The sequence below is a fragment of the Pseudomonas sp. V98_8 genome (genome assembly GCF_029967975.1).
GTDB lineage: Bacteria > Pseudomonadota > Gammaproteobacteria > Pseudomonadales > Pseudomonadaceae > Aquipseudomonas > Aquipseudomonas umsongensis.
In genome coordinates this window covers 35,528-61,031 of the sequence record NZ_JASCAE010000029.1, presented here as the reverse complement: position 1 = coordinate 61,031, position 25,504 = coordinate 35,528, and the positions used below count along the sequence as shown (strand labels likewise).

The window sequence follows — 25,504 nt, the reverse complement described above, 5'->3', positions numbered from 1 at the left end:
GATGGCCCATCGCGGCGACCCACGGAGCAATGCCTTCGTTCTGGCATGCCGAGCCACAGCGAGGCACCGAGAGGTGGGGCAAAGCCTTTTGGTTCCTTTTTGCTGGGCCGGCACTCCGGCGTTTGAAAAAGTGAGTCGCCGTAAGGGCGAAACCATAGGTGGCCGTTACCGCAGCAATGGATATGTACCCAATTAAACCGCGTTATCGTTCTTCGCCGGCAAGTCGGACCGCCGCACCGCTGGCTCCTACAAAGGCAAACGCAAAAGATATTGCGATCAGGCCTTCGCAGCCATCGCCGTAACTTCCACCCGCATGCCCTCGACCGCCAACGACGCCACGCCCACAGCCGCGCGCACGGGCCACGGCTTGGCGAAGAAACGCTTGTAGACCTCGTTGAAAGCGGCACGGTCGGCCATGTCGGTGAGGTAGATGGTCAAGTGCAATACGCGGTCCATGGAACTGCCGGCGCGCTCCAGGGCCACTTTCAGCGCCTGCAGGGTGCACTCGCTTTGCAGGGTGATGTCGCCCAGTTCAAGGCTGCCATCGGCACGGGTCGGAATCTGGGTGGAGACCAGCATGCCGGCGAAACCGGCGACGTCGGAGGAGATGGAGTCCGCATCGGGATCGGGAACGAAGGTCAGGTCTTGGTTAGCCATGGGGGTCTCTTGTTGGAGGTGGTAAGGCGGCGGCGCAAGCATGTCAGCCGCGGCATTCATGCGGCAACGCCTGTTGCGCCGCCAGTTTACGGAACCCTCACGCCACCCGCTCGACTTTATCCGCGCGACGTTTCTTGCCCTCACCGTTGCCACGCATCATTACCCAGCGCACGACCTTGTTCCAGGCATAAGCCACCACGACGCCACCGACGACAGCGAAAACCACCCCAAGCAGCGGATAATCGCCGATGCGCCGGGCCACCGACTGGAACTGGAAGTGCGTCAGGTAGATATACAGCGTCGAGGAGGCAATCAATGCCATGCCCCTCGCCATCAGGCCGGGCACGGGAATGGCGCGGACCCAGATCACCAGGAGAGCGGCAGGCACGGCGATATCGATATGGCTCCAGACGTCGGCAGCGAGTGGTCCAAACCCCAGCATTGCCTGCATGTCCTGGCAACCCACCACCACAATGGCAACCAGCGTGACGATCCACTTCTGGGTGGTGGAATTGGCACTGTGAATGGCCATTCCGAGCACCATGATCGCCAGGTAATGCTGTGGCACCCGATTGAACAGCGCGCTTGCATCGAACACATAGCGACTGATCAGCACGTCCGCCAACGCCAACACGCAAGTCGCTATGACGAAACAGCGAAACGGGTCGGCGCTGATGATGTTCCTGACGCGCTCGAACGACAGGACGAACCCGATGATCAGCAGCATCTGCACCAGTACTTCGATGTACCAATAGACGAAGTTGCCGATCAGGTAGGGCGAATACCAATTGGAAATCAGCAGCAATGATTGCCAATGCACCGTGTCGAACAGCACCTGCACCAACACCGTGTACAGGATCGTGGGCACCGCGATACTGGCAACGGACTTGACCAGCGTGCGCACGCTGCCGGACTCCTTGATGGCCTTGAATTGAAACCTTGCCAGGCTGAGCCCGGAAACCAGGAACAAGGCCATTGTTTCGCCGAACATCGGCCAATGTTCAACGACCTGGAAATGCCCCATCACAATCAACACGATGGAAACCACGCGCAAAAATACCGGCACTTCCATCGCCCGAATCGAAAACCGCGAGGCCTTGGTGTCGCTGGCCAGTTCACACAACTCGAGTACCGGGATCATTTCCCATTGATCGGGCAGATGACCGATGAGCTCTTCGAGCACCATCGAAGCCTGGACGAACGAGAGCGAATCCCCACCCAGCTCCACGAACGTCAAGTCTGGATCGATGCGCGGCACTTCAAGAATTTCGGCCCAGGCCTGGGTCAACCTCAGCGCCAGCGGCGACAGGTCCTGGCTGGCATTGACCGGCGTCGCCTGGTTATCGACAAGCAGCTGCAACGCCCGCCTATCGATCTTGCCGTTCGGCGTCAGTGGAATCCTCTCCACGAACACGAACAACGCCGGCACCATGTAGTCGGGCAACTGCCGCCCCACATGCTCACGCAACTCGCCCGATGAAACAGGCTCGGCTGACACACAACAGGCCACCAGCTTCACATTTGAACGGTCGTGATCGGCCAGCACCACGCATTGTTTGATCCGCGGATGCCTGGAGATCGAGCCTTCGATTTCAGCGAGTTCGATGCGATGGCCGCGAATCTTGACCTGGCTATCGCCACGCCCCCGGAACATGACACTGCCATCGGCAAGATAAGTGCCCAGGTCGCCGGTTCGATAGCAGATATCACCCTCGGCATGGGTGAAGGGATTGACCACGAACTTTTCCCGGGTCAGCGCTGCATCACCGTAGTACCCCAGGGACAGATAAGGGCTGCGTATCAGGATTTCTCCGACTTCGCCCTCGCCGACCAACTGATTGGCTTCATTGACCAGCAACAGTTGCGCACCCTCGATGCCTTTGCCCAGCGGGATCCTGGCATTGTCTAGCGCGGGATCGAGTTGATGGTAAGCCATTGCCTGCGGCGTTTCGGTCGTGCCATAGAAGTTGACGCTGACGGCGTTGGGCGCGATGGTGCGTATTTGTTCGTAAAGGGTGTTGCTCAAGGCATCCCCGCCCCAAAACAGATAGCGCAACTCATTGAACTGCAAGCCACTGATCTTCGCCCCGGTTTCAATGAGTTTGCCCAAAGGCGGCGTGAGATGAATGATGGAGATCCCATGATGGTGTATCCACCTGGCCAATGCCGCTGGATCGATCACGGTCGACTGGGCCGGGATGACCACTTTGGCGCCAATGGAAAGCGGCGTGAACACGTCCCTGTAGACCGGGTCGTGGCCCAGCCCCGACAGCAGGGAAAAACAACTGTCTTTGGTCAACCCATGACGCTGGCTGTGCCACTCGATGAAATGCACCAGGGGCGCGTGATGGGTGACAATTCCCTTCGGCTCGCCGGTACTGCCGGAGGTGAAGGTGATATAGGCCGGGTCTGCAGGGTTGACCTCGGGCAAGTCCTTCGGCTCGACGGCGAACGCCTGCAGCGCGTCGCCGGGCATTTCCGGAATATTGACCACGCGTACGACGGACGAACGCTGGGGTTCAAGTTCGAAGGCCGCTTCGCCACAGACCAGGACCACGGTCGGCTGCAGCGTCTGGATGATCTGTTCGATGCGCACGCGGGGGTAGGCCATGTCCGCCACGGTGAATGTCAAGCCGGCCCGTGAGGCACCGAGCATGGCGTAGACCAGGCCGGCACAGCGACCGGAGACGATCACCACACGGTCGGATGGCCGCGCGCCCTGGTCGAGCAAATAGCACGCAAGGCGTTGGCTTATCGCTTCCAGTTCGCCGTAACTGCATGTGGCGTCATGAGAAACCACCGCCACGGCATCGGGCGTTCGTCCAGCGTGCTGCAGGAAGTCCGCGAATATCGGACGTTCGACACAATACTCCAGATCCAGCGTCGGGTTTGGGCGCGCATCCTGCATGTTATTGGTTGACTCCCCATGGTCTGTACGACGTAGACACGACGGGACACTCGCAAACGAGAAATTCCCCCCCAAGACGCTAGCATAGCTGTCGTGGCCCGCCAGTGCGTCGACCAACAAGCGCCCAACCCTGAGCCGTTAGCCTCGCCATTGCCGCGGGCTGACCCCGGTCTTGCGGCGAAAAGCCCGGGCCAGCGCCGACGGGCTTTCATAACCGACCTCTTCGGCGATCAAGGCAATGGGCTTGCCTTCACGCAGGCGTTTCTGCGCCAGGCTGATGCGCCAGCTCACCAGGTAATCCACCGGGGCCTGCCCCACCACCCGCTTGAAGTGCTCGGCGAAACTGGCCCGGGACATGTTGGCCGCCACCGACAGTTCGGCCACGCTCCAGGCCTTGCCAGGCGACTCGTGCATGAGGCTCAAGGAGCGCGCCAGGCGGGGATCGGCCAGGCCGGCCATCATGCCCGGCGACTGACTGCCGCTGTTGAGGATGTGCCGCAACAACAGGATGACCACCAGTTCGAACAGCCGGTCCATCACCGCCTGGCGACCACAGGTACCGTCGAAGGCTTCGTTGAATAACCATTGCAGCGTGCTGGCCAGGGTCGGGATTTCATCCAGTGTCAGCACCAGGTAATCCGGCAGAGCCGTCGCCAGGGCGTTGCCTGCGCCCCCGTCGAAGTCCAGGGACGCGCAGACCAGCTGTGCCTCGCTGTCCTCTGTGGCCAGCAGGCGGTGACGATACGGCCGGGGAAAAAAGATCAGCGTCGGTTCGGTGATGTGCAGCTCACGGTCGTCCGCAAGCCTTAAGGACAGCGCCCCCGCCTGGAGCAAATGCAAATGTCCGCAGGCCTGGTGGCCATCGAACGCCGTCGCGCCGCAAAACGTACCGCTGTGAAAGGTCCCGGCATTGACGCCGAAATGCGCAAGCAAGGTGGACAGGCGATCCATAAGGGCCTCAGGCAACAGTTTTGGACGATCTGTCGCATATCTTCGACGATTTGCACCCAATACACCAAGTCAATTCTCTAGCATTCATTCCGTACCCAGCGCATCTCGCGCATCGACTACGGAGAATCACCATGCCACGCATTTCCCCTCTCAGCCTCGAACACGCCACCGACACCACCCGCCCATTGCTCGACGGTGTGCAGAAAAAAATCGGCTTCCTGCCCAACGTGTTCCGGGTCTTGGCCCACGCCCCCGCGGTATTGGCCTCCTACCTGCAGAATTCGGCGGCATTGGGCAAGACGTCCTTGAGCGCCACGCAGAAGGAAGCGATCTTCCTCGCGACCTCCCAGGTCAACGGCTGCGACTACTGCCTGGCGGCGCACACGCTGTTTGCCGGCAAGGCAGGGCTTTCCAGCGAGGAGATCCTCAGTGCCCGTGAAGGCCAGCTAGATGCCTACGCGCTGCTCGCCCGGCAAATCACCGAGAGTCGTGGGCACTTGAACCGCGAGCAGATCGCCGCGGCCCGCGCCGCTGGGATCGATGACGCGAAAATCATCGAAGTGATCGCCCATGTCGCTTCGCAAACGCTGACCAACTACCTGAACAACGTCGCCCTGACCGAGATCGACTTTCCGGCTATCGGCGCCTGAACCCTTCTGCTGCAGAGGAAACATTTCATGAAGACGGTAACCCTGTACACCACCGACACCTGCCCGTACTGCCGCAGCGCCAAGGCACTGCTGGCCGGCAAAGGCGTGACACCGCAGGAGATCGACGTTCAGCGCACCCCTGGCAAACTCGAAGAAATGCTCAGCCGCAGCGGCCGGCGCAGCGTGCCGCAGATTTTCTTCGACAACATGCACATCGGCGGCTTCGACGACCTGGCCAAACTGGAGCGCCAGGGCGCCCTGATGTCCATGCTGGCCTGACCCTCTGATTGTAGGGAGCGAGCATACTCCGGGCGGCGTTCCGACGATGGTCGTCAACGATGACGCGGGGAGCCTGACACCCCGCGGTGCTCTCAGGTTTTTCGCGAGCATGCTCGCTCCTACAGAGGGACCGACATCTCAGTCATCCTCGTGCAACTTGATACCACGTGCATGCAACAGCGGTGGCACCACCAGCACCAACAGCGTCAGGGCCATGAAAGCCGCCGAAATGGGCTGGGTCAGGAATATCGTCCAGTCGCCCTCGCTGATCGACAAGGCATTGCGCAACTGCTTCTCGGCCATCGGGCCGAGCAGCATGCCGACGATCACTGGCGCGACCGGGAAGTCGAAACGCCGCATCAGCACTCCAGCCCAACCGATGGCCAGCATCAGCAGCAGGTCGAAGGAAGAATGGCGCATGCCGTAGACGCCGATGGTGGCGAACACCAGGATTCCGGCGTTGAGGTAAGGCCGGGGGATCTGCAGCAGCTTGACCCACAGGCCCACCAACGGCAGGTTCAATACCAGCAGGATGACGTTGCCGATGTACAGCGAAGCCACCAGGGTCCAGACCAGGTCGGCCGAGGTTTCAAAGAGCATCGGCCCAGGTTGCAGGTTGTAGTTCTGGAACGCCGCCAACAGGATCGCCGCCGTGGCGGACGTCGGGATGCCCAGGGTCAGCAATGGCACCAGCGAGCCGGTGGCGCTCGCGTTGTTGGCCGCTTCCGGGCCGGCCACGCCTTCGATGGCGCCCTCGCCTTTGTTGGCCGAAAACTCTTTCGGGTATTTGCTCAGCTTGCGTTCGGCGGAATAGGACAGAAAGGTCGGGATCTCCGCGCCGCCAGCCGGAATCGAGCCGAACGGGAAACCGATCAGCGTGCCCCGCAGCCACGCAGGCACCGAGCGTTTCCAGTCGGCGCGGGTCATCCACAACGACGTCAGGCGGTGCCGCCCTTCGGCTTGCTCCTGCTGATAGAGCAGGCTGTACAGCGCCTCCCCCACCGCAAACAAGCCGACCGCCACCAGCACCACCTCGATGCCATCCACCAGTTCCGGAACGCCGAGGGTGTAGCGGGCAATGCCCGACGTCGAGTCGAGGCCGATCAGGCCGATGGTCAATCCGATCCCCAGTGACGCAAAGCCACGCAGCATGGAAGCACCGAGCACCGCCGACACCGTGGTGAAGGACAGCACCAGGATCGCGAAATATTCCGTCGGCCCGAAATTCAGCGCCAGCCTGGCCACCACCGGTGCGAACAGGGTCAACAGGACGGTGGCAATGGTGCCGGCAACGAAGGAGCCGATGGCCGCCGTGGCCAGCGCCGGCCCTGCCCGGCCATTGCGCGCCATGAGGTTGCCTTCCAGCGCCGTGACCATGGACGAGGACTCACCCGGCGTATTGAGCAGGATCGAGGTGGTGGAGCCGCCGAACTGCGCACCGTAGTAGATCCCGGCGAACATGATCAGGGCGCCGGTGGGATCGACCTTGGCGGTGATCGGCAGCAGCAGGGCCACCGTCAGCGCCGGCCCGATGCCCGGCAGTACGCCAATGGCCGTGCCCAGCAGGCAGCCGATGAAGCCCCACAGCAGATTGATCGGCGTCAGCGCCGCGGAAAAACCCATCGCCAGGCTGGCGAGAATGTCCATGCTGTCGATCTCCTTGGATCAGATCCAGGCGTTGACCAGCGGCGGCAGGGAAACCCCCAGCCCGGCGTTGAACAACCAGTAGATCGGCAGGGTCAAGGCCATGCCGATGGCCAGGTCGCGCAGCGGATGACGACTGCCAAAGCCCCGCGCCGAACAGGCAAACAGCAACCCGGCCGCCAGCACGAAACCGATGACGTTGATCAGCACGGCCACACCGATCAACCCTGCGGTGACCCAGGCCGCACCAGCCTTGCCGCCCGCCACGGTGTGGGCTTGTTGGTTATCCAGTTCGCGAAAACCGCCACTCACCGCCTGATAACTCAACAACACGCCCACCGCCCCCAGAAACCCCGCGACCACCCAGGGGTAGACATAGGCCGGCAGAATCACGAAGCCCATCTCAGGAGGAAAGCGCCAGGCACCCACCGCCAGCACCAGGCTGAGGACAATCAGGCCAATGCCGATGGCGAGTTGGGCAGGCACCCCTTTGCGCGATCCGGCCATTTCAAAGCAACCCGACCTTGACCAGCATCGCGCGCAACCGCACGTGTTCTTCGTCGACGAACTTGCCGAAATCGTCACCGGTCAGCACGCTCTCTGTCCAGGCGTTGGTCTTGATGTTGTCCTGCCAGACTTTGCTCCGGGAAGCGGCCACCACCGCGTCAGTCACTTCCTTGCGCTGCTCGGGCGTGAGGCCCGCGGCGCCATAGACACCCCGCCAGTTGCCGATAACCACGTCGTAGCCACTTTCCTTGAGGGTGGGGGCATCGATCCCGGGCACGCGCTCGGGGGCACCGATGGCGAGCACGCGGAACTGGCCATTCTTGATGTATTGACCCAGTTCGGCGTAACCGCCGGTGATCACCTTGATCTGGCCGCCCAGGGCCTGGGCAACGATTTCACCGCCACCACCGGTGGCGATGTAATTCACCTTGTTGACCGGAACATCCAGCTTGCCGGCCAGTTCGGCGATGCCGATATGGTCGATCGAACCTTTGGAACCACCGCCCCAGGTAACGCTGGTCGGCTTGGCCTTGAAGTCCTTGATCAGGTCATCGAGGGTCTTGTATGGCGAATCCTTGCGCACCGCGAGCACGTTGTACTCGGTGAACAAACGGGCGATCGGCGTCACGTCCTTCAAGCTGATCTGCGGTTTGTTCTGCTCGATGCCCGCAACCATGATCGCCCCGACCACCAGCAACGCATTCGGGTCGCCCTTGGTGCTGTTGGCAAACTGCGCCAAGCCCAGCGTACCGCCCGCGCCCCCCTTGTTCTCGAACGTGACGGATTTGGCAACGTTGGCCTCGATCAGGGCTTTGCCGAGCACCCGCGCCGTCTGGTCATAACCGCCGCCCACGGAACCGGGGGCCATGAATTTGACGGTATCCAGCGCCTGCGCGGGGGTGGCGATTGCTACAGCGACAAGGCCCGCAGCCAGGCAATGGCCGACGCGACGAAGCAAAGCGGACATGGTGTCTCTCCCTTCAGCATTGTTTTTATAGGTGTCATCTGCGAGTAAGCGTAGAACATGGTTGCGACCAGGGCCTGTCGAGCCTGGCGAGCCTGCGTCACAGACTGAAACATTCTTTTGGTCGGGGGGTGATCCAGTGCCCAAAATGCGCCAACTATCCTGAGAAACATCGACCCGCGACCTCGGCAACTGGAGAACCTGTCATGAACTACATGCTCAAGGGCGTTGGCGTGGCATTGTTGTTGGCGGCCACTGCGGCATCCGCCCATCACGGCTGGAGCGAGTATGACGCCAGCAAACCCTTGCAACTGAGCGGCACCATAGAAGCGTCCGGTTACTCCCACCCCCACGGTTTCATCAACCTCAAGACGGCTGACAAGACCTGGAATGTGGTGCTCGCACCGCCCTCGCGCATGGAAAACCGAGGGCTGCCGAAGGACCTGCTGGCGGTCGGCACCCAAGCCAGCGTGGTCGGTTACCAGAACCGCAACAAACCCGATGAATTACGCGCAGAACGCATCACGATCGGCGACAAGACCATCGAGTTGCGCTGATGGAAGGCAATCGGGGCTGGCTGGACTGGCTCAATGACTCGTCGCTTGGCTCAGCCATGCGCGGTGACTTGTGGCTGTATCCGCTGGTGGAGGTGGTGCACATCCTCGGCTTCGCGATACTGGTCGGTTCGGTGGTGATGTTCGACCTGCGGGTGCTTGGCGTATCGCACAATATCCAGGTGACGGCCCTGGCCCGCCATCTCCTGCCATGGTCGGTTGCGGCATTGCTGTTGGTCGTTCCGGCCGGGCTGATGATGTTCAGCGCCCATCCTCACGACTTCGCTTCCAATGACATATTCATTCTCAAGCTGTGCCTGATTGCCACGGCGGGTCTGAACGCCGTGCTATTCCATCTTGGCGTCTACCGTTCCGTGACGGCGTGGGATGCCGGCGACCCGGCACCGGCCGTGGCCAAACTGCAGGCATTGTTCTCGATCGCGCTCTGGGTCAGCGTGATCCTCTGCGGCCGGTTGCTGGCCTATACCTGAAGGATCGCGCTGGTTCTGCACCGTTGCACGTCTGATCAAAAAAGCCTCGACAACCTGAGTCATGACCTAACCTCAAAGGCTGAGTGACACACAACCAGTCGAGCACTCCGATGCGCCATGCCTTGAGTTTGCTGATTCTCATCGCTTTACTGTTCGGGCCGAACGCCGCAAAGCTGTCGGCGGCCCAACCGCTGCAACCTCCTTCCGCATCTGCAACACCTGCCTCCGCCAGCGTTTCCGAAAGTGATCTGGACGCGCTGATGGGCCAACTCGGCAATCTAAAGCAGCAGGTCTCCCTGGCCACCAACTACAGTCAACTGGAGGGCCCGCAGGATCTGGTTCAGGCGCTGATCCGCGAAATTGACCGGCTCACGGCGCTGTTATTGCCCGAACAGACTCAGTTGCAGGCGCAACTGGGTGTACTGGGGCCGACGCCTTTGGCCGATGTAGGGCCCGAGAAAGCCGAAATTGCCAATCAGCGAATAGCCCTCAACGAGCAAAAGAACCGCGTCGACTCCAGGCTCAATACCCTGGCCACCCTCAAGGCCAGCGCCGCCGAACTGCTGATCCAGATTGCCGCCATTCGCCGCAGCTTGCTGGAAACCGAAGTGACCCAGCGGACCCGCAGCGTGCTCAATCCCTGGTTCTGGGCCACGTTGTTCAATCCGCCAGAGCATGACCGGCAAAAATTCAACGCATTCCTCCAACAGATCGGCGCCACGCTTGGCGCCACCTGGCGACCGGGCGAACGCCTGTTGACCAGCTTGTTACTCGTCATGGCCCTGGTTTTCTGGATCTTCGGTCGGCGGGTGGCCGAGCGCGGGCTGACCTGGTTGTGTATTCACCGGATGCCGGAAGGACGCCTGCGACGCAGCACCCTTGCGCTGTCCTCGGTGGTGGCCACGGTCCTGTCTGCCTGGATCGCCCTGCAGTTGCTGTTCTTTACCGTCACCCGCGAGCTGCCCCTGACGCCGCAACTCGCCGGGTTTTCCCAGGATTTCGAAAAGATCGTCTATACCTGCGTGCTGATTACCGGCCTGAGTCGCGCACTGCTATCCACGCAGCACCCTTCATGGCGCCTGCCAGCCTTTGCCGATCCGCTCGCCCTGGCGATCAAGCCCTACCCCACACGCCTGGCCCTGGCATTGCTTGTGCTGGTGTCGCTGGCGCAGATAACCAATGTCACCGGCATGACCCCAGGGCTGGTGATCTCGGTCCGTGGCCTGGTCGCACTGATCGTCTCGGCCATGATCGCCATGCTGCTGTTACGCGTTAACAAAACCCGCCGGGACATGGTTGCGGCGGGCATTGCCCCCGAAGCCGGGCGGACGTTGGCCGGGGTGATCTATGCCTTCGCCAGCATCGCGATCGCGATTTCCCTCCTGGCCCTGCTCACCGGCTACATATCGCTCTCGCGGTTCATCACCTACGAACTGGTGTGGTTTTTCATCATATTCGCCGGCTTCTATCTGCTGACCCAGCTGTTCAAGGACAGCTGCGAACACCTGTTTTCCCCCCGCCATTCCACCGGCAAGACCCTCAAGCAGCTGCTGGGCATTGGCGATACGCGTCTGGAACAGATTTCGGTCATCCTGTCCGGCGCCGGTCGCGCCGCCCTGTTGCTGATAGCGCTGATCACCTTGATGGTGGGCGGGATCGGCTCGACGCTCGAACAATTGGCCACCAACATCCTCGCCATGCTCGGCGGCGACGGCCTGCGCAAACTGAACATCGTCCCGGCCAACCTGTTGCATGCCGTGCTCGCCGTGGTCATCGGCCTCTACCTGGTTCGCTCGCTGCGGCGCTGGCTGGACGATGAGCTGCTGCCCAAAACCGAAATGGACCCAGGCATGTGCGCCTCGCTGAGCACGCTGTTCTCCAACATCGGCTATGCCTTGGTGCTCCTGTTGACCCTGTCCTCTCTGGGCGTCAAGTGGACCAACCTGGCCTGGATCGTCAGCGCCCTGTCGGTGGGGATCGGTTTCGGCCTGCAGGAGATCGTGAAGAACTTTGTCTCCGGCATCATCCTCTTGACCGAACGCCCGGTGAAAGTCGGCGACCTGATCAGCATCAGCGGGGTCGAAGGCGACATCCGCCGGATCAACGTGCGCGCCACCGAAATACAGCTGGCCGACCGTTCGATCGTGATCGTGCCCAACTCGCAATTGATCTCGCAGAACCTGCGCAACGTCACCCTGGGCGGCAGCGCCCAGGGGGTGGCAACACTGGAATTGATGTTCCCGCTGGACATCGACCCCGAGCAAGTGCGCAACCTGCTGTACGAGACCTTCAGCGAGCACGAGACCATTCTGGAAAAGCCGGCGCCGGTGGTGCGCTTCAGCCAACTCAAGCCGGAAGGCATTACCCTGACCGTTACCGGTTACGTCAACAGCCCGCGCATGGTCACCGCGATCAAGAGCGAGCTGTTGTTCGAGATTCTCAAGCGGCTGAGTGCCGCCGGGATAGAGCTGGCGAAACCGCCAACAGCGTAACGCGAATGCCTTTGTAGGAGCTGCCGAGTGAAACGAGGCTGCGATCTTTTGATTTTGCATTTAACAATCAAAAGATCGCAGCCTCGTTTCACTCGTCAGCTCCTACGGGTTGATCAGTGAGCGATGCACACCGATTTCAGCTCGGTATAAGCCTCGATCACCGCACGCCCGAACTCGCGGCCCATGCCCGATTGCTTGACGCCACCGAACGGCATCGCCGGGTCGAGCAATACGTGGGCGTTGACCCACACCGTACCGGCTTCGATGCGCGGCACCAGGTTCATGGCCTTGCCCAGGTCGTTGGTCCACAGGCTGGCGGCCAGCCCGTAGCGGTTGTCGTTGGCCAGCGCGATGACGGCATCTTCATCGTCGAACGGCATTACGCCCAGCACCGGGCCGAACACCTCCTCGCGCGCCACGGCCATGCTGTGGTCGATGTCGGCGAGGATGGTCGGCTGAACAAAGAAACCCTCGCCTTCCAGCAACTCGCCGCCCGCCACCACCCGCGCACCTTCCTGGCGGGCCAGCTCAATGTGCTTGAGCACGCTCTGCTGTTGCTTGCGCGACACCAGTGGGTTGATCGCCGCCTCGCAGTTCATGCCCGCGCCAATCGGCATCGCCGAGACCGCCGCCGCCAGGGCTTCGACGAACTTGTCGTGGATCGAGCGATGCACGTAGAAGCGCGAAGCCGCCGCGCACACCTGGCCATTGTTCAGCAAGCCACCGAGGATCGCACCCTGCACGGCTTTTTCGATGTCGGCATCGGCGAGCACGATCATCGGGTTCTTGCCGCCCAGCTCCAGGGAGAAACGTGTCATGTTTTCCATGCACGCCACGCCGACGCTCTTGCCCACGGCGGTGGACCCGGTGAACGACACCTTGCTCACCAGCGGGTGCGCGGTCAGCACGCCGCCGACGGAGGCACCGCCGCCGGTCACCACGTTGAACACACCCGCCGGAATGCCCGCTTCGAGGGCCAGTTCGGCCAGGCGCATGGCGGTCAATGGGGTTTCCATCGCCGGCTTGATGATCACCGTGCAACCGGTGGCCAGCGCCGGCATCAGTTTCCAAGCGGCGATCAGCAGCGGGAAGTTCCACGGCACGATACCCACCACGACGCCCACCGGCTCACGCTTGGTGAACGCGGTGAACTTGGCGCCCGGCGGCAGCGGGATCGACACATCGAAGGTCTGCCCTTCGATCTTGGTCGCCCAGCCGGACATGTAGCGCATGAACTCCACCGTGGCGTTCAGGTCCAGCGCGCGGGCCATGTTGATCGACTTGCCCTGGCTCAGGGTTTCCAGCTGCGCCAGCTCTTCGGCATGCTCCTCCACCAGGCGGGTGAAGTTCAGCAGGATGCGCTCGCGGTCCGCTGGACGCAGGCCCGACCACACGCCGGACTTGAAAGCCCGGTGCGACGATTGCACGGCGCGCTCGACGATCTCCAGGGGTGCGTCGAGGGTTTCGCACAGGGTTTGCCCGGTGGCCGGGTTGACCACGGTAATCTTCTGACCTTCGGCAAACACCCACTGGCCATCGATAAAGCAGCCGTGTTGGCGATCGAGGAATGCAGCAACCTGCGGCAGGATTTCAACGTTGCTCATGAATCACCTTTCAATTCAGATGGACGAGCCGGCTTGCCGGCGAAAGCGTCAATTAGTGTTGTTCTTTGAGGAAGCACACCACCGCCTGGCGATCATCCGCCGAGGCCATGCCCATGTAGGGCATGTAGGTGCCAGGCACATAGGCCTGGGGTTGCGTGATCAGTTGCGCGATGTTCTCGGCTTGCCAGTCGATGTTCTTGTTGCGCATGGCTTGCGAGTAGTTGAAGCCTTCCAGCGAGCCGGACTTGCGCCCCACCACGCCTGCCAGGTTCGGCCCCATCATGCCCGTCGTGCCTTTGCTCACCGCATGGCACACCCCGCATTCATTGGCGAACACTTCGGCGCCACGCTGCTGCAGCGGTGCGCAATCGGCGGCAATAGCAGCCTGCGCCAGAGTGACGGACAACACAGCAACGAGGGACAAACGCAGGGTGGTGAACATAAGAAAACGACCTTGAAAATCCACGCATTCGCTGGCAAAGCGAACGCCAACACTGAAAGTGCCGAGGCAATGGGCTTCGGCAGGTTGAGAGCGATTGTCGGTGGTCGCCGGCTAGCAGGTTTTGCCCTGCCTGCCAGTTGTGTTGGCGGTTCTGCCAAAGTGCCGGGTGGGTGCGATCAGCGATAGCAAAGCCTGATCCAAAGTTCTGCCTATACTGCAATCCAGCCGCCCTGATTACCTGCGCTGAGGAACTGCTGGATGAATGTGACCGACTATTTCGATCGAGCCAGAATCATCAACATCGCGTCAAGAAAGGATCGCCGCGTAGAAACGGTACAAGAATTCGCGCGCAACGGCTTTCCCTTTGATCACGAAAAAGTCAGCTTTTTCCAGGCGGTGACGCCCAGTGAAGACAACGGATTTCCAAGTATCGGCGCCAGGGGCTGCTTCATGAGTCACCTGGGGATTCTGGAAGAGGCGATACGCCTGAACGTGAAAAACATATTGATCCTGGAGGATGACATACAGTTTTCCAAACGCATTTCCCACTATGGAAAACAGGCCATCGAGTCCCTGCAAGGCATGGAGTGGGACATCGCCTACTTTGGCCATCCGTTCGAAGGCGACTCAAGCTCGCCCACCTGGAAAGCGGTCGACCAGCCCATACACTTGTCGCATTTCTATGCGGTAAACGGTAAATGCATTACCCGGTTGCGCGATTTCCTGCTGCAGATCCTGGAGCGCCCGCCAGGCCATCCAGACGGTGGGCCGATGCACTATGACGCCGCCCTCAATACGCTTATTCATTCGAACAAAGACGTTCAGGCCTACTATTTCACCTGGAACCTGGGCTACCAAAGGCCCTCGCGCACGGACTTGCATGCGCTGTCCTTGTTCGACAGGACGCCTGTCCTGCGCGATGTCATGGGCATGCTCAGGAAGTTGAAGGCCATGAACCTGAGAAGAATTCGATAGTGTCCCGCCCCGCCTCTCTCTAGCTGGAAAAAATCCCACACGCCCCTCTCAATCAGTGCACCCAGGTGTGCACTGTCACCCCGCCGTGCAATCTGGCAAGCACAACCAACTCTTTGGCACCGTGGCAACAAGGCGCAAAAAATCCCGGCATTAGTATCTGGAAGGACCGCAACCCTGCGCTCAAGAACAAGAACGGATGCCACACCATGCTCAAGTCCCCCTTGCTTCGCCTCTCGACCCTGGCGCTGCTGATCAGTGCCGGCCAGGCGAGCGCCTACGAACTCTACGCCAGTGACGACAGTCATCTGAACGCCACCCTGGAAGCGGTTTTCGGCGTCTTCCACAGCCAGGAAAACTACGCCCTGTCGGGTCGTCTCGATGAAGGTTCGTCGTCCTGGCGCGAGGGCTACATCAAGTACGGCCTGAGTTTCGACCAGAGCCTGGCGGGGGTCGGCACCGCCTACGGCGCGGCCAACCTGCTCAGCTCCGGCACCTGGGGCGACGGTGATGCCGCCGGCTTCACCGACGGTTCGGAACGCACCACCAAGTTCGAAGACGCCTACCTCGGCTGGCGCTCGAGCGATCTGTTTCCCGTGCTGGGTGCGGACGGCATCGACCTGTCTTTCGGCCGCCAGAACATCGTGGTCGGCGACGGTTTCCTGATCAACGGCGACGCGCTGAACCTGGGCAAGGGCCTGGCCGACGGCGAGTTCAATCGCGGTGGCGCCTACTGGCTGGCGGCGCGCAAGGCCTTCGATGAGACCGCGGTGCTGCGTATCGGCGGCAAGGAAGGCTGGCGCAGTGACCTGATGTGGTTGAAATCCAACAACCGCGCCCAGGCCAAGACCGAAATGTACGTCGGCACCCTGGAGCACGTGTCCGAGGCCGGTACCGTCGGCCTGACCTACATCGACACCACCGACATCGACGAGCAGTACGCCTCCCCCGTGCAACTCGAGCGCGATGGCATGAAGACCTACAGCCTGCGCGCCACCGGCAACGCCGGGGTCAAGGACCTGTTCCTTTCCGGTGAATACGCCAAGCAGGACAAACCCCACACCGCCACCGAAGACGCCTGGTACCTGGAAGCCGGCTGGACCTTTTCCGAGGCACCCTGGACGCCGTATGCCGGCTACCGCTACAGCCGATTCTCGGAAGGCTACGACACATTGTTCTACGGCTTCAGCCGCGGCTTCGGCACCTGGTTCCAGGGTGAAGTGGCAGGCAACTATGCCGGCCCGTTCAACACCAACTCACGCATCCAGCAACTCAAGTTCACCGTCTCGCCCCTGGAGAACCTGACCGTCGGCGCGATGTACTTCAACTTCGACACCATCGACCGCGACCTGGGCAACACCGACGGCCACGAAGTCGACCTGTACGCCGAATGGCACCTCAACGACCACCTCACGGTGATGCCGCTGATCGGGCTGTTCCAGCCGGACAAGAGCGCCGACCAGGGTGGCACGCAGCTGGGCAACAACGACAAGAACCTCTACAGCCAGGTGATTTTCGCCAGCGCTTTCTAAGTCATGCCGGGGCAGTGGCGCATCCGCTGCCCCCGCGGAAAAAGGCTTTTCCCATGCACAGAAGATTCCTCACGATCCAGAGCAAGATAGCCCTGCTCGCCGGCCTCTGCCTGGTGCTGGTGGTGGGCTTGCTGATGGGCCTGTCCCTTTACCAGACGCACAAGAGCAGCCAGCAAGTGGCCCGGGCCAGCAGCGACATGCTCGCCGACGCGGCCCGGGAACACATGCAGGCCCTGGGTAAAGTGCAGGCCATGCAAGTGCAACGCACCTTCATGCAGACCCACGAATTCGGCCAGGGATTGTCGCGGTATCTGTTGTACCTCAGGCAACTCCAGCATCAGGGCCATCTGACCCGCCCACAACTGCGCCAGGAGCTGAGCACCCAGCTTCAACAGGCCCTGATCGACAAGCCCGACCTGCTCGGGCTTTACGTCATTTTTGAGCCCGACGCGCTGGACGGTGCCGACTCGGGCTTCGCCGACAAGCCGGACCTGGGCAGCAACGAGACCGGACGTTTCTCCCTGTACTGGGTGCAAGGCAAACCCGGCGAATTGCAAGCGGTGATCGGCGATGAAGGCCTGCTGGCCAACACCGAACCAGGCCCCAGCGGCGCACCCTATAACGCTTTCTATATCTGCGCCCGCGACAGCCGCCAGGCCTGTGTGCTGGAGCCCTACTTCGACGAGGCGTCCGGCAGTCGCAAACTGGTGACCAGCGTCGCCTTCCCGTTGCTGGAAAACGGCAAGGTCATCGCCGTGGTCGGGCTCGACATCAACCTCGCCGCCTTGCAAAAGAACAGCGAAACCAGCGCGCTGCAACTGTTCGACGGCCATGGCCAGATCAGCATCGTCAGCCCCCGTGGCGTGATCTCCGCCAACAGCCAGGATGTCAGTCGCCTCGGGCAACCGATGGACAATGCCCAGGTGATGGAGGCCTTGCGCCAGGGCCAGCCGGAAGTGTTTGAAGACCCGCAGCAGATCAACGTCCTTGAACCGCTGCCACCGATTGCCGGTGCTGCGCCCTGGGGCGTGCTGGTGGGCGTGCCCAAAGACGTATTGCTGGCACCGGTCGCCACCCTGCAAAAGCAATTCGACGCCCAAGCCGTGCAAAGCACTGCGCTGGAACTGCTGCTCGGTGGCGGCTCGGCCCTGCTGGGCCTGTTGCTGATCGGCTACACGGCACGACGCATCACCCGGCCGCTGCAGATGCTGACCCGGGTCATGGAGGATATCTCCCTTGGCGAAGGCGACCTGACCCGGCGCCTGCAAGTGCAGTCACAGGATGAAATCGGCCAGTTGGCCACGGCGTTCAACCGCTTTGTCGAGCGCATTCACCAGTCGATTCGCGAAGTGTCGTCGGCAGCCCTGGGCGTCAACGAAGGTGCCCGCCGGGTGCTGGAGGCCTCCCATTCGTCGCTGAGCAATTTCGACGATCAATCGAGCCGCACCAACAGTGTCGCCGCCGCCATCAATCAGTTGGGCGCCGCTGCGCAAGAGATCGCGCATAACGCCTCCGATGCCTCACACCAGGCCTCCAGTGCACGGCAACAGGCCGAGGACGGTCGCCAGGTTGTGCAACGCACCATTGAAGTGATGCACGAACTGTCTGGGAAAATCAGCACGTCGTGCGCCAACATCGAAGTGCTCAACGACAAGACCGTGAACATCGGGCAAATCCTCGAAGTGATCAAGGGCATCTCCCAGCAGACCAACCTGCTGGCGCTCAACGCCGCCATCGAAGCAGCCCGGGCCGGTGAAGCCGGCCGCGGCTTTGCGGTGGTCGCCGACGAGGTGCGCAGCCTGGCCGGTCGCACCCAGTCTTCGGCGCTGGAGATCCAGCAGATGATCGAAGAGCTGCAAACAGGTGCCCGCGACTCGGTCACCACCATGACCGAAAGCCAACAGCACAGCGAAGAAAGCGTCAGCATCGCCAACCTCGCCGGCAGCCGCTTGAGCAGCGTGACCCAACGCATCGGCGAGATTGACAACGTCAACCAGTCCGTCGCCGCCGCTACCGAAGAGCAGACCGCCGTGGTGGAAGCTTTGAACGTCGACATCACCCGGATCAACACGCTGAACCAGCAAGGGGTGGAGAATTTGCAGGCGACGTTGCGGGCTTGTACTGAGCTTGAGCAGCAGGCGGCGCGGCTCAACCAACTGGTGGGAAGTTTCAGGATCTAAGCCTTTTGAGTGCTGATACACCGCCTTCGCGAGCAAGCCCGCTCCCACATTGGATTTCTGCGGTACGCAAATTTGTGTTCACCAGAGACTCCCTGTGGGAGCGAGCCTGCTCGCGATGAGACCAAAACATCCAGCATCACTGGCGTCTGACACTCAGTTTTCCAAGGCAAGTTATAGGGGCCTGGAGTGTTCTAGATTTCGGGGAAATCCATTCTGTAACCCGCCCCCGGGGCACCTTCATGCAACGCCGACTGAATTCGGGAATACAAGGCATTCGCCTCCGCGGTTGTGATTGACCGTGAACAGTCACGCAGTACAACGCGCAGTAGCACATTCTCCTGATCCGGCAATAATCCGAGTCGTTCAATGGCCTGGTCGGGCAAATCCGAGGACTGCCAACGCCCCTTGACCTGCATTTCTTCGATCCAGTCAGAACAGTCGCCAGCAGCCTGCAACATCCTTTCGGTCAACACCTCCTCGCTCAATCCCGGTGTTACAGCGAGCGAAGTATCACGAGCAATCGAAGGCAAACGCGATACGGCGCTCCACGGTTTCAGGTCGTGCATCTGCGCCTGTACTCGTTCGTTCTGGTCGCGCAGCAATCGAATGTCCGGTATGCCTTTGCGCAGCATAGTCAGTCGATCCAACCCCATCCCCAGCGCCAGTCCTCCATGTTGCAAAGGATCTATCTTGAGTCGCTCCAACAATGACGTCGCAATACGACCGCACTCCAGCACCTCGACCGGTGCGCCGTCATTCAACACATTCACCTCGATTCCCCCTTCCGTGTAGTGGTGCGGGCTATCGCTGAAGATCCAAGGCTTGTCAGGTACGGCCGATTTGAGGATATCGCCGACCAGACGCAACAAGTGTTCATGCTTCGCCAGTTCCGGATCACCGAGCACCCAGATATCCATCTGATGCGGTTCCGCACAATGCCAACGGTCCCGGCTATCGCGGCGGAAAGTGATTCCGGGTGCGGCCAGCAATATCGTCTCCCCCGGTTGCCGGACCTGAGCGGCACGCTGAAGCGCCGCCGGAATTTGACTGGTGGTTTGGGTGCGCAACAAAGAACATTCGTCGACCCAACGGGTGTGGGCACTTCCGAGGGTGATTTCTGTTGGGTCATAACCGAGCAAACCGTAGTTTTCCTCGGCGGACACAATCCGCGGCCCAGTCAGTATTTGAGCTTGGGGCCAGTCTCTTTCGGTCAGCCCCTGAAGGATCTCCTTAAGTAATATCCGAACCGCGTGATCGGGTGAGGCGGCTTCTGTTAGATCGACCTGCAACAGGGCTTGATGTACAGACGCGTCCGTAAGATATTTCTTTGATTCCTGCACTAAATAACCCCTTTTCCAAAATTTAATAACGCCCCCCCAAAAAAGAGAACCCACAAGACAAGCTAACTACTTCAGATCATCAAGCACAATCTAAAATCGACGACAATTGACATTTTCAGAATAGGACTACAGACACTACTTACACAAATAACCCGAAGGGCAACCGTATTAGCATTCTGAAAACTCAATGGCAGAAACCCCAACAAAACCCCTGGAAAAACAAACAGAATGTAGAAAATATAAAAACGAGAAATAACCTGCCAGAGGTCGGATGCATCAAAGGACCCGAAAGAAAAATAGGTCAGCAAGTAGAAAGTGACGCAGTAAATCAAGGCAACAAGCGAATATGCCAAAAACTGCGCTGACATAAACACCAGCTTCGCGTCTGGCGTGTAAACGAAGGACCTGATATAACCACTTTCCCTCCTCCCTACAATGTAAAAAGAAAATCCAAAAAAAGCGACACTTGAAGAAATATATGCATAAAACCAGGATGTACTTCCAATGTAGCTCACCCCCGAAGGAGATAAAACATCTCTAGAATAAGCGAGCAAATAATAGGTCGCCACTGGAGAAACAATCATCCAAAATAGCGCAACAGGTTCCTTTAACTGCTCCTTTATAAATAGTCCTGCGAGCGCCAGGGATCTTGACATGGTACAAATTGGCATATCTATCTCCTTTTATGGAAATGACACCATCGCATTTTTTCGCTCAGCGAGGCTGACCAGCATTTGAATTGCCCAACCTCAAGCAAATCAATACTGTACTTGCACAACGGGACTTAAGCCGTAATCCGACAATATTTCTTTGAATTCAACCATTGAGATATTTTTATAATTCTTTAGCTTCGTCAGCGCCGCCAACAAAGAAGGCAAGCGCATCCTTGACACCTCCTTCCTTGAGACAACCAAACTACAAGCTGAAAAATTCAGCATTTCATAGCTTTGTATATTTATCATTATAAAACCCCTCACAAACGGCCTTTTTGGAAAACACCACTAGCACTCAGTGACGCCTTTATATCTAGTAGCTACTGGACTCGAACGCAAGAGCCCGAATTTTTACGTGTAGGAGAATTCACTCAACCTCACGGGAAATTTCGTGCAAAGTCCGGGAGTGCTCTTTTTGTTGATTTAAAATTTAAAAAAACATGACTCAATTAATATCTTTTTAAAATCCTTAAAAAGTCGCCACATAGATTTCACAAAACAGAAACAACCTCAGCGGCGCTGAGTTGAACAACCTGTAGGACGGAGTAAGAAATTTCTTGATTTTTCCATAAATCTTTATTGAAGCTGCCTTTATCCAGTCGAAAAAAAGCGACAGACGGTAACCTTGATGACCGCTTGGCACGGATTCCAAGCCTATGACGGCAGCACCGGAACGCCTGCGAGGCAGCAGGATGCAATCCAAGTAGGCTCGCAAAGAACTCTCCTGCAACCACCGAACCCAGAAGAATTCTGGCATCCACAATCAACCACATGGCATGCCTGCAACATGCCCTGATGCACCCCGGGCGTAGTATCAAAGCCGACCTCAGGGTACCCCCACGAACCTTTAGCGGGTGCCGTTGAGCGGCAGTGCGCAGTGCAACGCCTGCCCCCTCCATTTCTCACAAAAACAATAAATCGACCTTCGGGTCGCGGGAGATTTCTGTGCTCAAGAAAAGTGCGTTGGGCTGGCCAAAGATTGCCGGCCTTGGAATTGCGTTGGTGGTGGCCGGGCAGTTTTCCGGCTGGAACTTTGGTTTGGCGGCCGGTGGCTGGCTGAACATGCTGATCGCCACCTTGATGATGGCGCTGCTGTGCGGTGGGCTGGCGTTATGCGTGGCGGAATTGTCCACCGCATTGCCCAGCGCGGGTGGTGTGTTCGTGTATGCGCAAAGTGCGTTCGGGCCGTTCGTGGGTTACCTGGTCGGGGTGGCGTGCGCGCTGGCCTTGACCATCGGCACCGGGGCCGCGGCAACGTTCATTTGTGCCTATACCGAGTCGATATTCGGTCTTGGCGGCTGGCCGGTGAAGGTCGCCCTGTTTGCGGTGATCATTGGCATTCACCTGCGCGGCGTGGGCGAGGCCATGGGCCTGACGTTCATTGCCGGCGTGATTGCAGTCGTGGCCCTGTTGACGTTCGGCGTGGCCATGGCACCGCACGTGGAACTGGCCAACCTGCTGGTGTTGCCGGCCAATGTCGCTACTCCCGTCAGCCCCGGCGGCATCTTCGCCTGCGTGCCGTTCGCGATCTGGCTGTTCATCACCGTCGAGCAGACCGGGTCGGCAGCGGAAGAAGCTGCAAACCCTGGCCGCAGCATGCCCCGTGGCATTCTGGCGGCCATTGGCACGTTGTTGGTCACCGCACTGGTGGTACTGGTCTGCGCACCGGGCGCCGGCGGTGTTGAACTGGTGGGCTCGGCGGACGACCCGCTGTACGCCGCGATGTCCAGCAACAGTGCGTTCGGTGAAGGCTCGTGGCTGGCCAAGGTGATTGGCTGCGGCGGCGTGTTCGGCTTGATCGCCACCTTCTTCTCCCTGGTGTACGCAGCCTCCCGGCAATTGTTCGCGATGGCTCGCGACGGCTTGTTCCCGCAGTGGCTGGGCAAGACCGGCAAGCGCGGCACGCCGTATCCGGCACTGCTGCTGATCGGCGCCATCGGCTTGCCGTTGTCCGCGATCGATCCGGCCACGGTGATGCTCGCGGTCGTGCTGCTGCTCAATGTCTGCTACCTGTTCATCTTCGGCGCATACCTGCGCATCAAGCGCAGCCAGCCCGACCTGCCACGGCCATTCCGCCTGCTCGGCGGCAAGCTGGTCGCCTGGCTGGGCCTGGCCCTGACGCTGATGGTCGTCGCCGCCTGCTTCCAGCTCGACGTGAGCATGCTGATCGCCCTCGGCGTGACCTTTACCCTGTGCATTTTCAACTTCCTGCTGCGCACTCGCCGCACCGCCCCCATCGAGGTTCCAGACCATGCCTGAACAAACCCTTTTGCAACGCCGTCACCGCGTACTCGGCAGCGCCTCGCCGCTGTTCTACGACAAGCCCTTGCACCTGGTGCGCGGCGAAGGCGTGTGGCTGTTCGACGTCGACGGTCGCCGCTACCTCGACGTCTACAACAACGTGCCTTGCGTCGGTCACTGCAATCCCCACGTGACCGACGCCATGCACCGCCAGGCCACCACGCTGAACATCCACACCCGCTACCTCGATGAACAAGTGGTGCGCTATGCCGAACGCTTGACCGCGACCTTCGGCCAACCGCTGGATACCGCGATGTTCACCTGCACCGGCACCGAGGCCAACGAACTGGCGCTGCGCCTGGCACGCTACGCCAGCGGCGGCACCGGCATTATCGTCAGCGATTACAACTATCACGGTAATTCCGCATCGCTGGCGCAGGTCACCACCGCCCTGCCCTCGCCGGAACCCTTCGCGGCCCATGCCCGCGCCGTGCCGATTCCGTGCCTGTACCGGGCACCGGCGGGCACCAGCGAGGCGCGACTGGCCGAGCAGTACGCAGCCAACATCGCGGCCGCCATCGCCTCGATGCAAGCCCAGGGCATTCGTCCCGCCGCGCTGCTGATCGACACCTTGTTCGCCAACGAAGGCTTGCCCCGGGTGCCGGCCAGTTTCGTTGCCAAGGCCGCCGAGTTGATTCGCGCCGCCGGTGGCCTGTTCATCGCCGATGAAGTGCAATCGGGTTTCGGCCGTACTGGCGATCACCTGTGGGGTCACCAGGCCCACGGCGTCGTGCCGGACATCGTCACCCTCGGCAAACCCATGGGCAACGGCTATCCGCTGGCCGGGTTGATCACCCACAAGGCGCTGGTCGAGTCGTTCGGGCGCAACGCCATGTACTTCAACACCTTCGGCGGCTCGCCCGTAGCAGCGGCGATCGGCATGGCGGTGCTGGACGAGATTGAACAAAAGCAGCTGCTGCAAAACGCACAAACCGTCGGCGCTTATGTGCAGCAGCGTTTGCAGGTACTGGCAGGCAAGCATTCGATCATCGGCGACGTGCGCGGCAAGGGCCTGTTCTTCGCCATGGAGTTGGTGCGCGATCACGCCAGCAAGGAACCGGCCGGACTGGAGGCGCGCAAGGTGGTCAACGACATGCGCGACAACGGCGTGCTGATCAGCAAGATCGGCGCCGGTGACAACATACTCAAGTTGCGCCCGCCGCTGGTGTTCAGCCGCGATCATGCCGACGTGTTCGTCGACACCCTGGACCACGCCCTGAGCGCGATTTGAGGCCCCTGCCATGACTGACTTCCACACGTTGAACCACGATCAGCAAGTCGTCCGATTACACGACCTGGCGCGCCATGCCCTGCGACACTGGGACGGCGACTTCGGCGACATCGAACTGGTGAAATTCCGCGAGAACGCGGTGTTCTCTGCCCGCCGCCACGACGGCCAGCGGGTGGCCCTGCGCATCCATCGCAACGGCTATCATTGCGAAGCGGCGTTGCGTTCCGAATTGCAATGGATGGAAGCCCTGGAAAGCGCCGGGATTACGGTGCCGCAGATCATCCGCGCCCGGGACCTGCGTCATTTAATCGAAGTGAGCCATGCCGACATCGGCGAACGCCATGTCGACATGCTCGCCTGGTTGCCGGGCACCACCGCCGGCACCTCAGAGGCCGGGGTACAGGCCGATACCGACATCGACTTCCTGTTTGCCGAGGCTGGGGCGCTTGCGGCGCGCATTCATGTGCATTCGACAGAGTGGCAGCAGCCGGACGAGTTTGTCCGGCACGCCTGGGATGAGGAAGGCTTGATCGGCGCCAATCCGTTCTGGGGGCGCTTCTGGGAGCTGCAACAGCTGAGCGATGAACAACGCGACCTGTTGCAGCAAGCCCGGCGTGCGGCGCGCAAGGACCTGCGCCAATACGGCCGGCACCTGGGTAACTTCGGCATGATCCACGCCGACCTCGTCCCGGAAAACCTGCTGATCGAAGGCCCGCGCCTGCGCTTGATCGACTTCGATGACGCGGGGTTCGGCTGGCATATGTTCGAGCTGGCGACCGCGCTGTATTTCTGCGTGGATGATCCGCGCTATGAGCACATCAAAGCGGCGCTGCTGGAGGGGTATCACAGGGTCAAACCCTTGACCGAGGCGGATCGCAAGACGCTGGCGTTGTTCCTGATGCTGCGTGGTACCACGTACCTGGGCTGGATTCACACCCGCCAGGGCACGCCGACGGCGCTTGAAATGGCGCCGATGTTGATAGAGCGCGCGTGCGGGTTGGCGCGCGAATATCTCCACCAGTAACAGCCCCCCCGCTGATCGTTCCCACGCTCTGCGTGGGAATGCCTCAACGGACGCTCTGCGTTCGGCTC

At 60.5% G+C, this 25,504-nt stretch carries 21 protein-coding genes and 1 pseudogene; 12 read left to right on the top strand and 10 right to left on the bottom strand.

Translation table 11 applies throughout. From position 1 onward, the window contains the following. Positions 1-276 precede the first annotated feature (276 nt). The 3 genes from QLG10_RS08460 to QLG10_RS08450 all read right to left on the bottom strand — a co-directional run bounded on the left by QLG10_RS08460 (position 277) and on the right by QLG10_RS08450 (position 4,516). The gene (locus QLG10_RS08460; RefSeq protein ID WP_033044524.1) at positions 277-657 is read right to left on the bottom strand and encodes a RidA family protein; all 381 of its coding nucleotides are present in this window, start codon (positions 655-657) and stop codon (positions 277-279) included. 97 nt (positions 658-754) lie between these two features. Continuing rightward, entirely contained in the window at positions 755-3,565 is a 2,811-nt protein-coding gene (locus tag QLG10_RS08455) for an amino acid adenylation domain-containing protein (protein WP_282486783.1), read from the bottom strand. A gap of 138 nt (positions 3,566-3,703) precedes the next feature. Further along, a complete protein-coding gene (locus QLG10_RS08450) occupies positions 3,704-4,516 on the bottom strand; it encodes an AraC family transcriptional regulator (protein WP_188265446.1) in 813 nt (270 codons plus the stop codon). Between the two features lie 131 nt (positions 4,517-4,647). On the opposite strand from QLG10_RS08450, the gene QLG10_RS08445 reads away from it, so the two are divergent. The 3 genes and pseudogenes from QLG10_RS08445 to QLG10_RS08435 form a co-directional block, all read left to right on the top strand. Further along, positions 4,648-5,166, top strand: a complete 519-nt coding sequence (locus QLG10_RS08445; RefSeq protein ID WP_110750607.1) for a carboxymuconolactone decarboxylase family protein — start codon at positions 4,648-4,650, stop codon at positions 5,164-5,166. A gap of 27 nt (positions 5,167-5,193) precedes the next feature. Beyond that, the gene (gene grxC, locus QLG10_RS08440) at positions 5,194-5,445 is read left to right on the top strand and encodes a glutaredoxin 3 (RefSeq protein WP_282486781.1); all 252 of its coding nucleotides are present in this window, start codon (positions 5,194-5,196) and stop codon (positions 5,443-5,445) included. Between the two features lie 46 nt (positions 5,446-5,491). Then, positions 5,492-5,569: pseudogene (locus QLG10_RS08435) on the top strand (outer membrane lipoprotein carrier protein LolA); the annotation flags it as partial. A gap of 14 nt (positions 5,570-5,583) precedes the next feature. On the opposite strand, the gene QLG10_RS08430 reads toward QLG10_RS08435, so the two are convergent. The 3 genes from QLG10_RS08430 to QLG10_RS08420 are packed head-to-tail and all read right to left on the bottom strand — an operon-like array spanning position 5,584 to position 8,563. Then, positions 5,584-7,092, bottom strand: a complete 1,509-nt coding sequence (locus QLG10_RS08430) for a tripartite tricarboxylate transporter permease (protein WP_282486779.1) — start codon at positions 7,090-7,092, stop codon at positions 5,584-5,586. An 18-nt stretch (positions 7,093-7,110) separates the two neighbouring features. Next, on the bottom strand, positions 7,111-7,596 hold the full coding sequence (locus tag QLG10_RS08425) for a tripartite tricarboxylate transporter TctB family protein (RefSeq protein ID WP_282486777.1): 486 nt from the start codon (positions 7,594-7,596) through the stop codon (positions 7,111-7,113). A gap of 1 nt (position 7,597) precedes the next feature. After that, complete coding sequence (locus tag QLG10_RS08420; RefSeq protein WP_282486775.1) at positions 7,598-8,563, bottom strand: tripartite tricarboxylate transporter substrate-binding protein; 966 nt, start codon at positions 8,561-8,563, stop codon at positions 7,598-7,600. Positions 8,564-8,766: 203 nt separating this feature from the next. On the opposite strand from QLG10_RS08420, the gene QLG10_RS08415 reads away from it, so the two are divergent. The 3 genes from QLG10_RS08415 to QLG10_RS08405 all read left to right on the top strand — a co-directional run bounded on the left by QLG10_RS08415 (position 8,767) and on the right by QLG10_RS08405 (position 12,097). Next, a complete protein-coding gene (locus QLG10_RS08415) occupies positions 8,767-9,117 on the top strand; it encodes a DUF6152 family protein (protein WP_282486773.1) in 351 nt (116 codons plus the stop codon). Continuing rightward, on the top strand, positions 9,117-9,605 hold the full coding sequence (locus QLG10_RS08410; protein WP_282486771.1) for a DUF6644 family protein: 489 nt from the start codon (positions 9,117-9,119) through the stop codon (positions 9,603-9,605). The genes QLG10_RS08415 and QLG10_RS08410 overlap by 1 nt, the downstream gene beginning before the upstream one ends. Before the next feature lie 110 nt (positions 9,606-9,715). Beyond that, positions 9,716-12,097 carry a DUF3772 domain-containing protein gene (locus tag QLG10_RS08405; protein WP_282486769.1) on the top strand — a complete coding sequence of 794 codons (2,382 nt, stop codon included), beginning with the start codon at positions 9,716-9,718 and terminating at the stop codon, positions 12,095-12,097. Positions 12,098-12,210: 113 nt separating this feature from the next. Here the strand turns inward: QLG10_RS08405 and QLG10_RS08400 are convergent, their stop codons facing one another. Together QLG10_RS08400 and QLG10_RS08395 are read right to left on the bottom strand one after the other, a co-directional pair. Further along, complete coding sequence (locus QLG10_RS08400) at positions 12,211-13,701, bottom strand: aldehyde dehydrogenase family protein (protein ID WP_282486768.1); 1,491 nt, start codon at positions 13,699-13,701, stop codon at positions 12,211-12,213. A gap of 52 nt (positions 13,702-13,753) precedes the next feature. Further along, on the bottom strand, positions 13,754-14,143 hold the full coding sequence (locus QLG10_RS08395) for a c-type cytochrome (protein ID WP_110750625.1): 390 nt from the start codon (positions 14,141-14,143) through the stop codon (positions 13,754-13,756). Positions 14,144-14,401: 258 nt separating this feature from the next. Between QLG10_RS08395 and QLG10_RS08390 the strand changes: the two genes are divergently transcribed. The 3 genes from QLG10_RS08390 to QLG10_RS08380 all read left to right on the top strand — a co-directional run bounded on the left by QLG10_RS08390 (position 14,402) and on the right by QLG10_RS08380 (position 18,827). Further along, positions 14,402-15,118 carry a glycosyltransferase family 25 protein gene (locus QLG10_RS08390; protein WP_110750627.1) on the top strand — a complete coding sequence of 239 codons (717 nt, stop codon included), beginning with the start codon at positions 14,402-14,404 and terminating at the stop codon, positions 15,116-15,118. A 206-nt stretch (positions 15,119-15,324) separates the two neighbouring features. Then, positions 15,325-16,647, top strand: coding sequence for a hypothetical protein (locus tag QLG10_RS08385; RefSeq protein WP_282486765.1), 1,323 nt, complete (start codon positions 15,325-15,327; stop codon positions 16,645-16,647). A gap of 53 nt (positions 16,648-16,700) precedes the next feature. Next, positions 16,701-18,827, top strand: a complete 2,127-nt coding sequence (locus QLG10_RS08380) for a methyl-accepting chemotaxis protein (RefSeq protein WP_282486763.1) — start codon at positions 16,701-16,703, stop codon at positions 18,825-18,827. 191 nt (positions 18,828-19,018) lie between these two features. Here QLG10_RS08380 and QLG10_RS08375 read toward each other — a convergent pair whose 3' ends face one another. Next, the gene (locus QLG10_RS08375; RefSeq protein ID WP_282486761.1) at positions 19,019-20,167 is read right to left on the bottom strand and encodes a hypothetical protein; all 1,149 of its coding nucleotides are present in this window, start codon (positions 20,165-20,167) and stop codon (positions 19,019-19,021) included. A 71-nt stretch (positions 20,168-20,238) separates the two neighbouring features. Then, on the bottom strand, positions 20,239-20,838 hold the full coding sequence (locus QLG10_RS08370; RefSeq protein WP_282486759.1) for an ABC transporter permease: 600 nt from the start codon (positions 20,836-20,838) through the stop codon (positions 20,239-20,241). Positions 20,839-21,825: 987 nt separating this feature from the next. Between QLG10_RS08370 and QLG10_RS08365 the strand changes: the two genes are divergently transcribed. Genes QLG10_RS08365 through QLG10_RS08355 form a run of 3 tightly spaced genes read left to right on the top strand, consistent with a single transcriptional unit; the run spans position 21,826 to position 25,436 of the window. Next, positions 21,826-23,139 carry an amino acid permease gene (locus QLG10_RS08365; protein ID WP_282486757.1) on the top strand — a complete coding sequence of 438 codons (1,314 nt, stop codon included), beginning with the start codon at positions 21,826-21,828 and terminating at the stop codon, positions 23,137-23,139. Continuing rightward, positions 23,132-24,412: an aspartate aminotransferase family protein gene (locus tag QLG10_RS08360; RefSeq protein WP_248679562.1), complete on the top strand. Its 1,281-nt coding sequence runs from the start codon at positions 23,132-23,134 to the stop codon at positions 24,410-24,412. Before QLG10_RS08365 ends, QLG10_RS08360 begins: the two co-directional genes overlap by 8 nt. A gap of 10 nt (positions 24,413-24,422) precedes the next feature. After that, complete coding sequence (locus tag QLG10_RS08355; protein WP_110750645.1) at positions 24,423-25,436, top strand: phosphotransferase; 1,014 nt, start codon at positions 24,423-24,425, stop codon at positions 25,434-25,436. The last annotated feature ends 68 nt before the right edge of the window (positions 25,437-25,504 follow it).

Bases quoted from the DNA above. Each gene is read 5' to 3' on its own strand.
- QLG10_RS08460 (WP_033044524.1), bottom strand. From the start codon at position 657: ATGGCTAACCAAGACCTGACCTTCGTTCCCGATCCCGATGCGGACTCC.
- QLG10_RS08455 (WP_282486783.1), bottom strand. From the start codon at position 3,565: ATGCAGGATGCGCGCCCAAACCCGACGCTGGATCTGGAGTATTGTGTC.
- QLG10_RS08450 (WP_188265446.1), bottom strand. From the start codon at position 4,516: ATGGATCGCCTGTCCACCTTGCTTGCGCATTTCGGCGTCAATGCCGGG.
- QLG10_RS08445 (WP_110750607.1), top strand. From the start codon at position 4,648: ATGCCACGCATTTCCCCTCTCAGCCTCGAACACGCCACCGACACCACC.
- grxC (WP_282486781.1), top strand. From the start codon at position 5,194: ATGAAGACGGTAACCCTGTACACCACCGACACCTGCCCGTACTGCCGC.
- QLG10_RS08430 (WP_282486779.1), bottom strand. From the start codon at position 7,092: ATGGACATTCTCGCCAGCCTGGCGATGGGTTTTTCCGCGGCGCTGACG.
- QLG10_RS08425 (WP_282486777.1), bottom strand. From the start codon at position 7,596: ATGGCCGGATCGCGCAAAGGGGTGCCTGCCCAACTCGCCATCGGCATT.
- QLG10_RS08420 (WP_282486775.1), bottom strand. From the start codon at position 8,563: ATGTCCGCTTTGCTTCGTCGCGTCGGCCATTGCCTGGCTGCGGGCCTT.
- QLG10_RS08415 (WP_282486773.1), top strand. From the start codon at position 8,767: ATGAACTACATGCTCAAGGGCGTTGGCGTGGCATTGTTGTTGGCGGCC.
- QLG10_RS08410 (WP_282486771.1), top strand. From the start codon at position 9,117: ATGGAAGGCAATCGGGGCTGGCTGGACTGGCTCAATGACTCGTCGCTT.
- QLG10_RS08405 (WP_282486769.1), top strand. From the start codon at position 9,716: ATGCGCCATGCCTTGAGTTTGCTGATTCTCATCGCTTTACTGTTCGGG.
- QLG10_RS08400 (WP_282486768.1), bottom strand. From the start codon at position 13,701: ATGAGCAACGTTGAAATCCTGCCGCAGGTTGCTGCATTCCTCGATCGC.
- QLG10_RS08395 (WP_110750625.1), bottom strand. From the start codon at position 14,143: ATGTTCACCACCCTGCGTTTGTCCCTCGTTGCTGTGTTGTCCGTCACT.
- QLG10_RS08390 (WP_110750627.1), top strand. From the start codon at position 14,402: ATGAATGTGACCGACTATTTCGATCGAGCCAGAATCATCAACATCGCG.
- QLG10_RS08385 (WP_282486765.1), top strand. From the start codon at position 15,325: ATGCTCAAGTCCCCCTTGCTTCGCCTCTCGACCCTGGCGCTGCTGATC.
- QLG10_RS08380 (WP_282486763.1), top strand. From the start codon at position 16,701: ATGCACAGAAGATTCCTCACGATCCAGAGCAAGATAGCCCTGCTCGCC.
- QLG10_RS08370 (WP_282486759.1), bottom strand. From the start codon at position 20,838: ATGCCAATTTGTACCATGTCAAGATCCCTGGCGCTCGCAGGACTATTT.
- QLG10_RS08360 (WP_248679562.1), top strand. From the start codon at position 23,132: ATGCCTGAACAAACCCTTTTGCAACGCCGTCACCGCGTACTCGGCAGC.
- QLG10_RS08355 (WP_110750645.1), top strand. From the start codon at position 24,423: ATGACTGACTTCCACACGTTGAACCACGATCAGCAAGTCGTCCGATTA.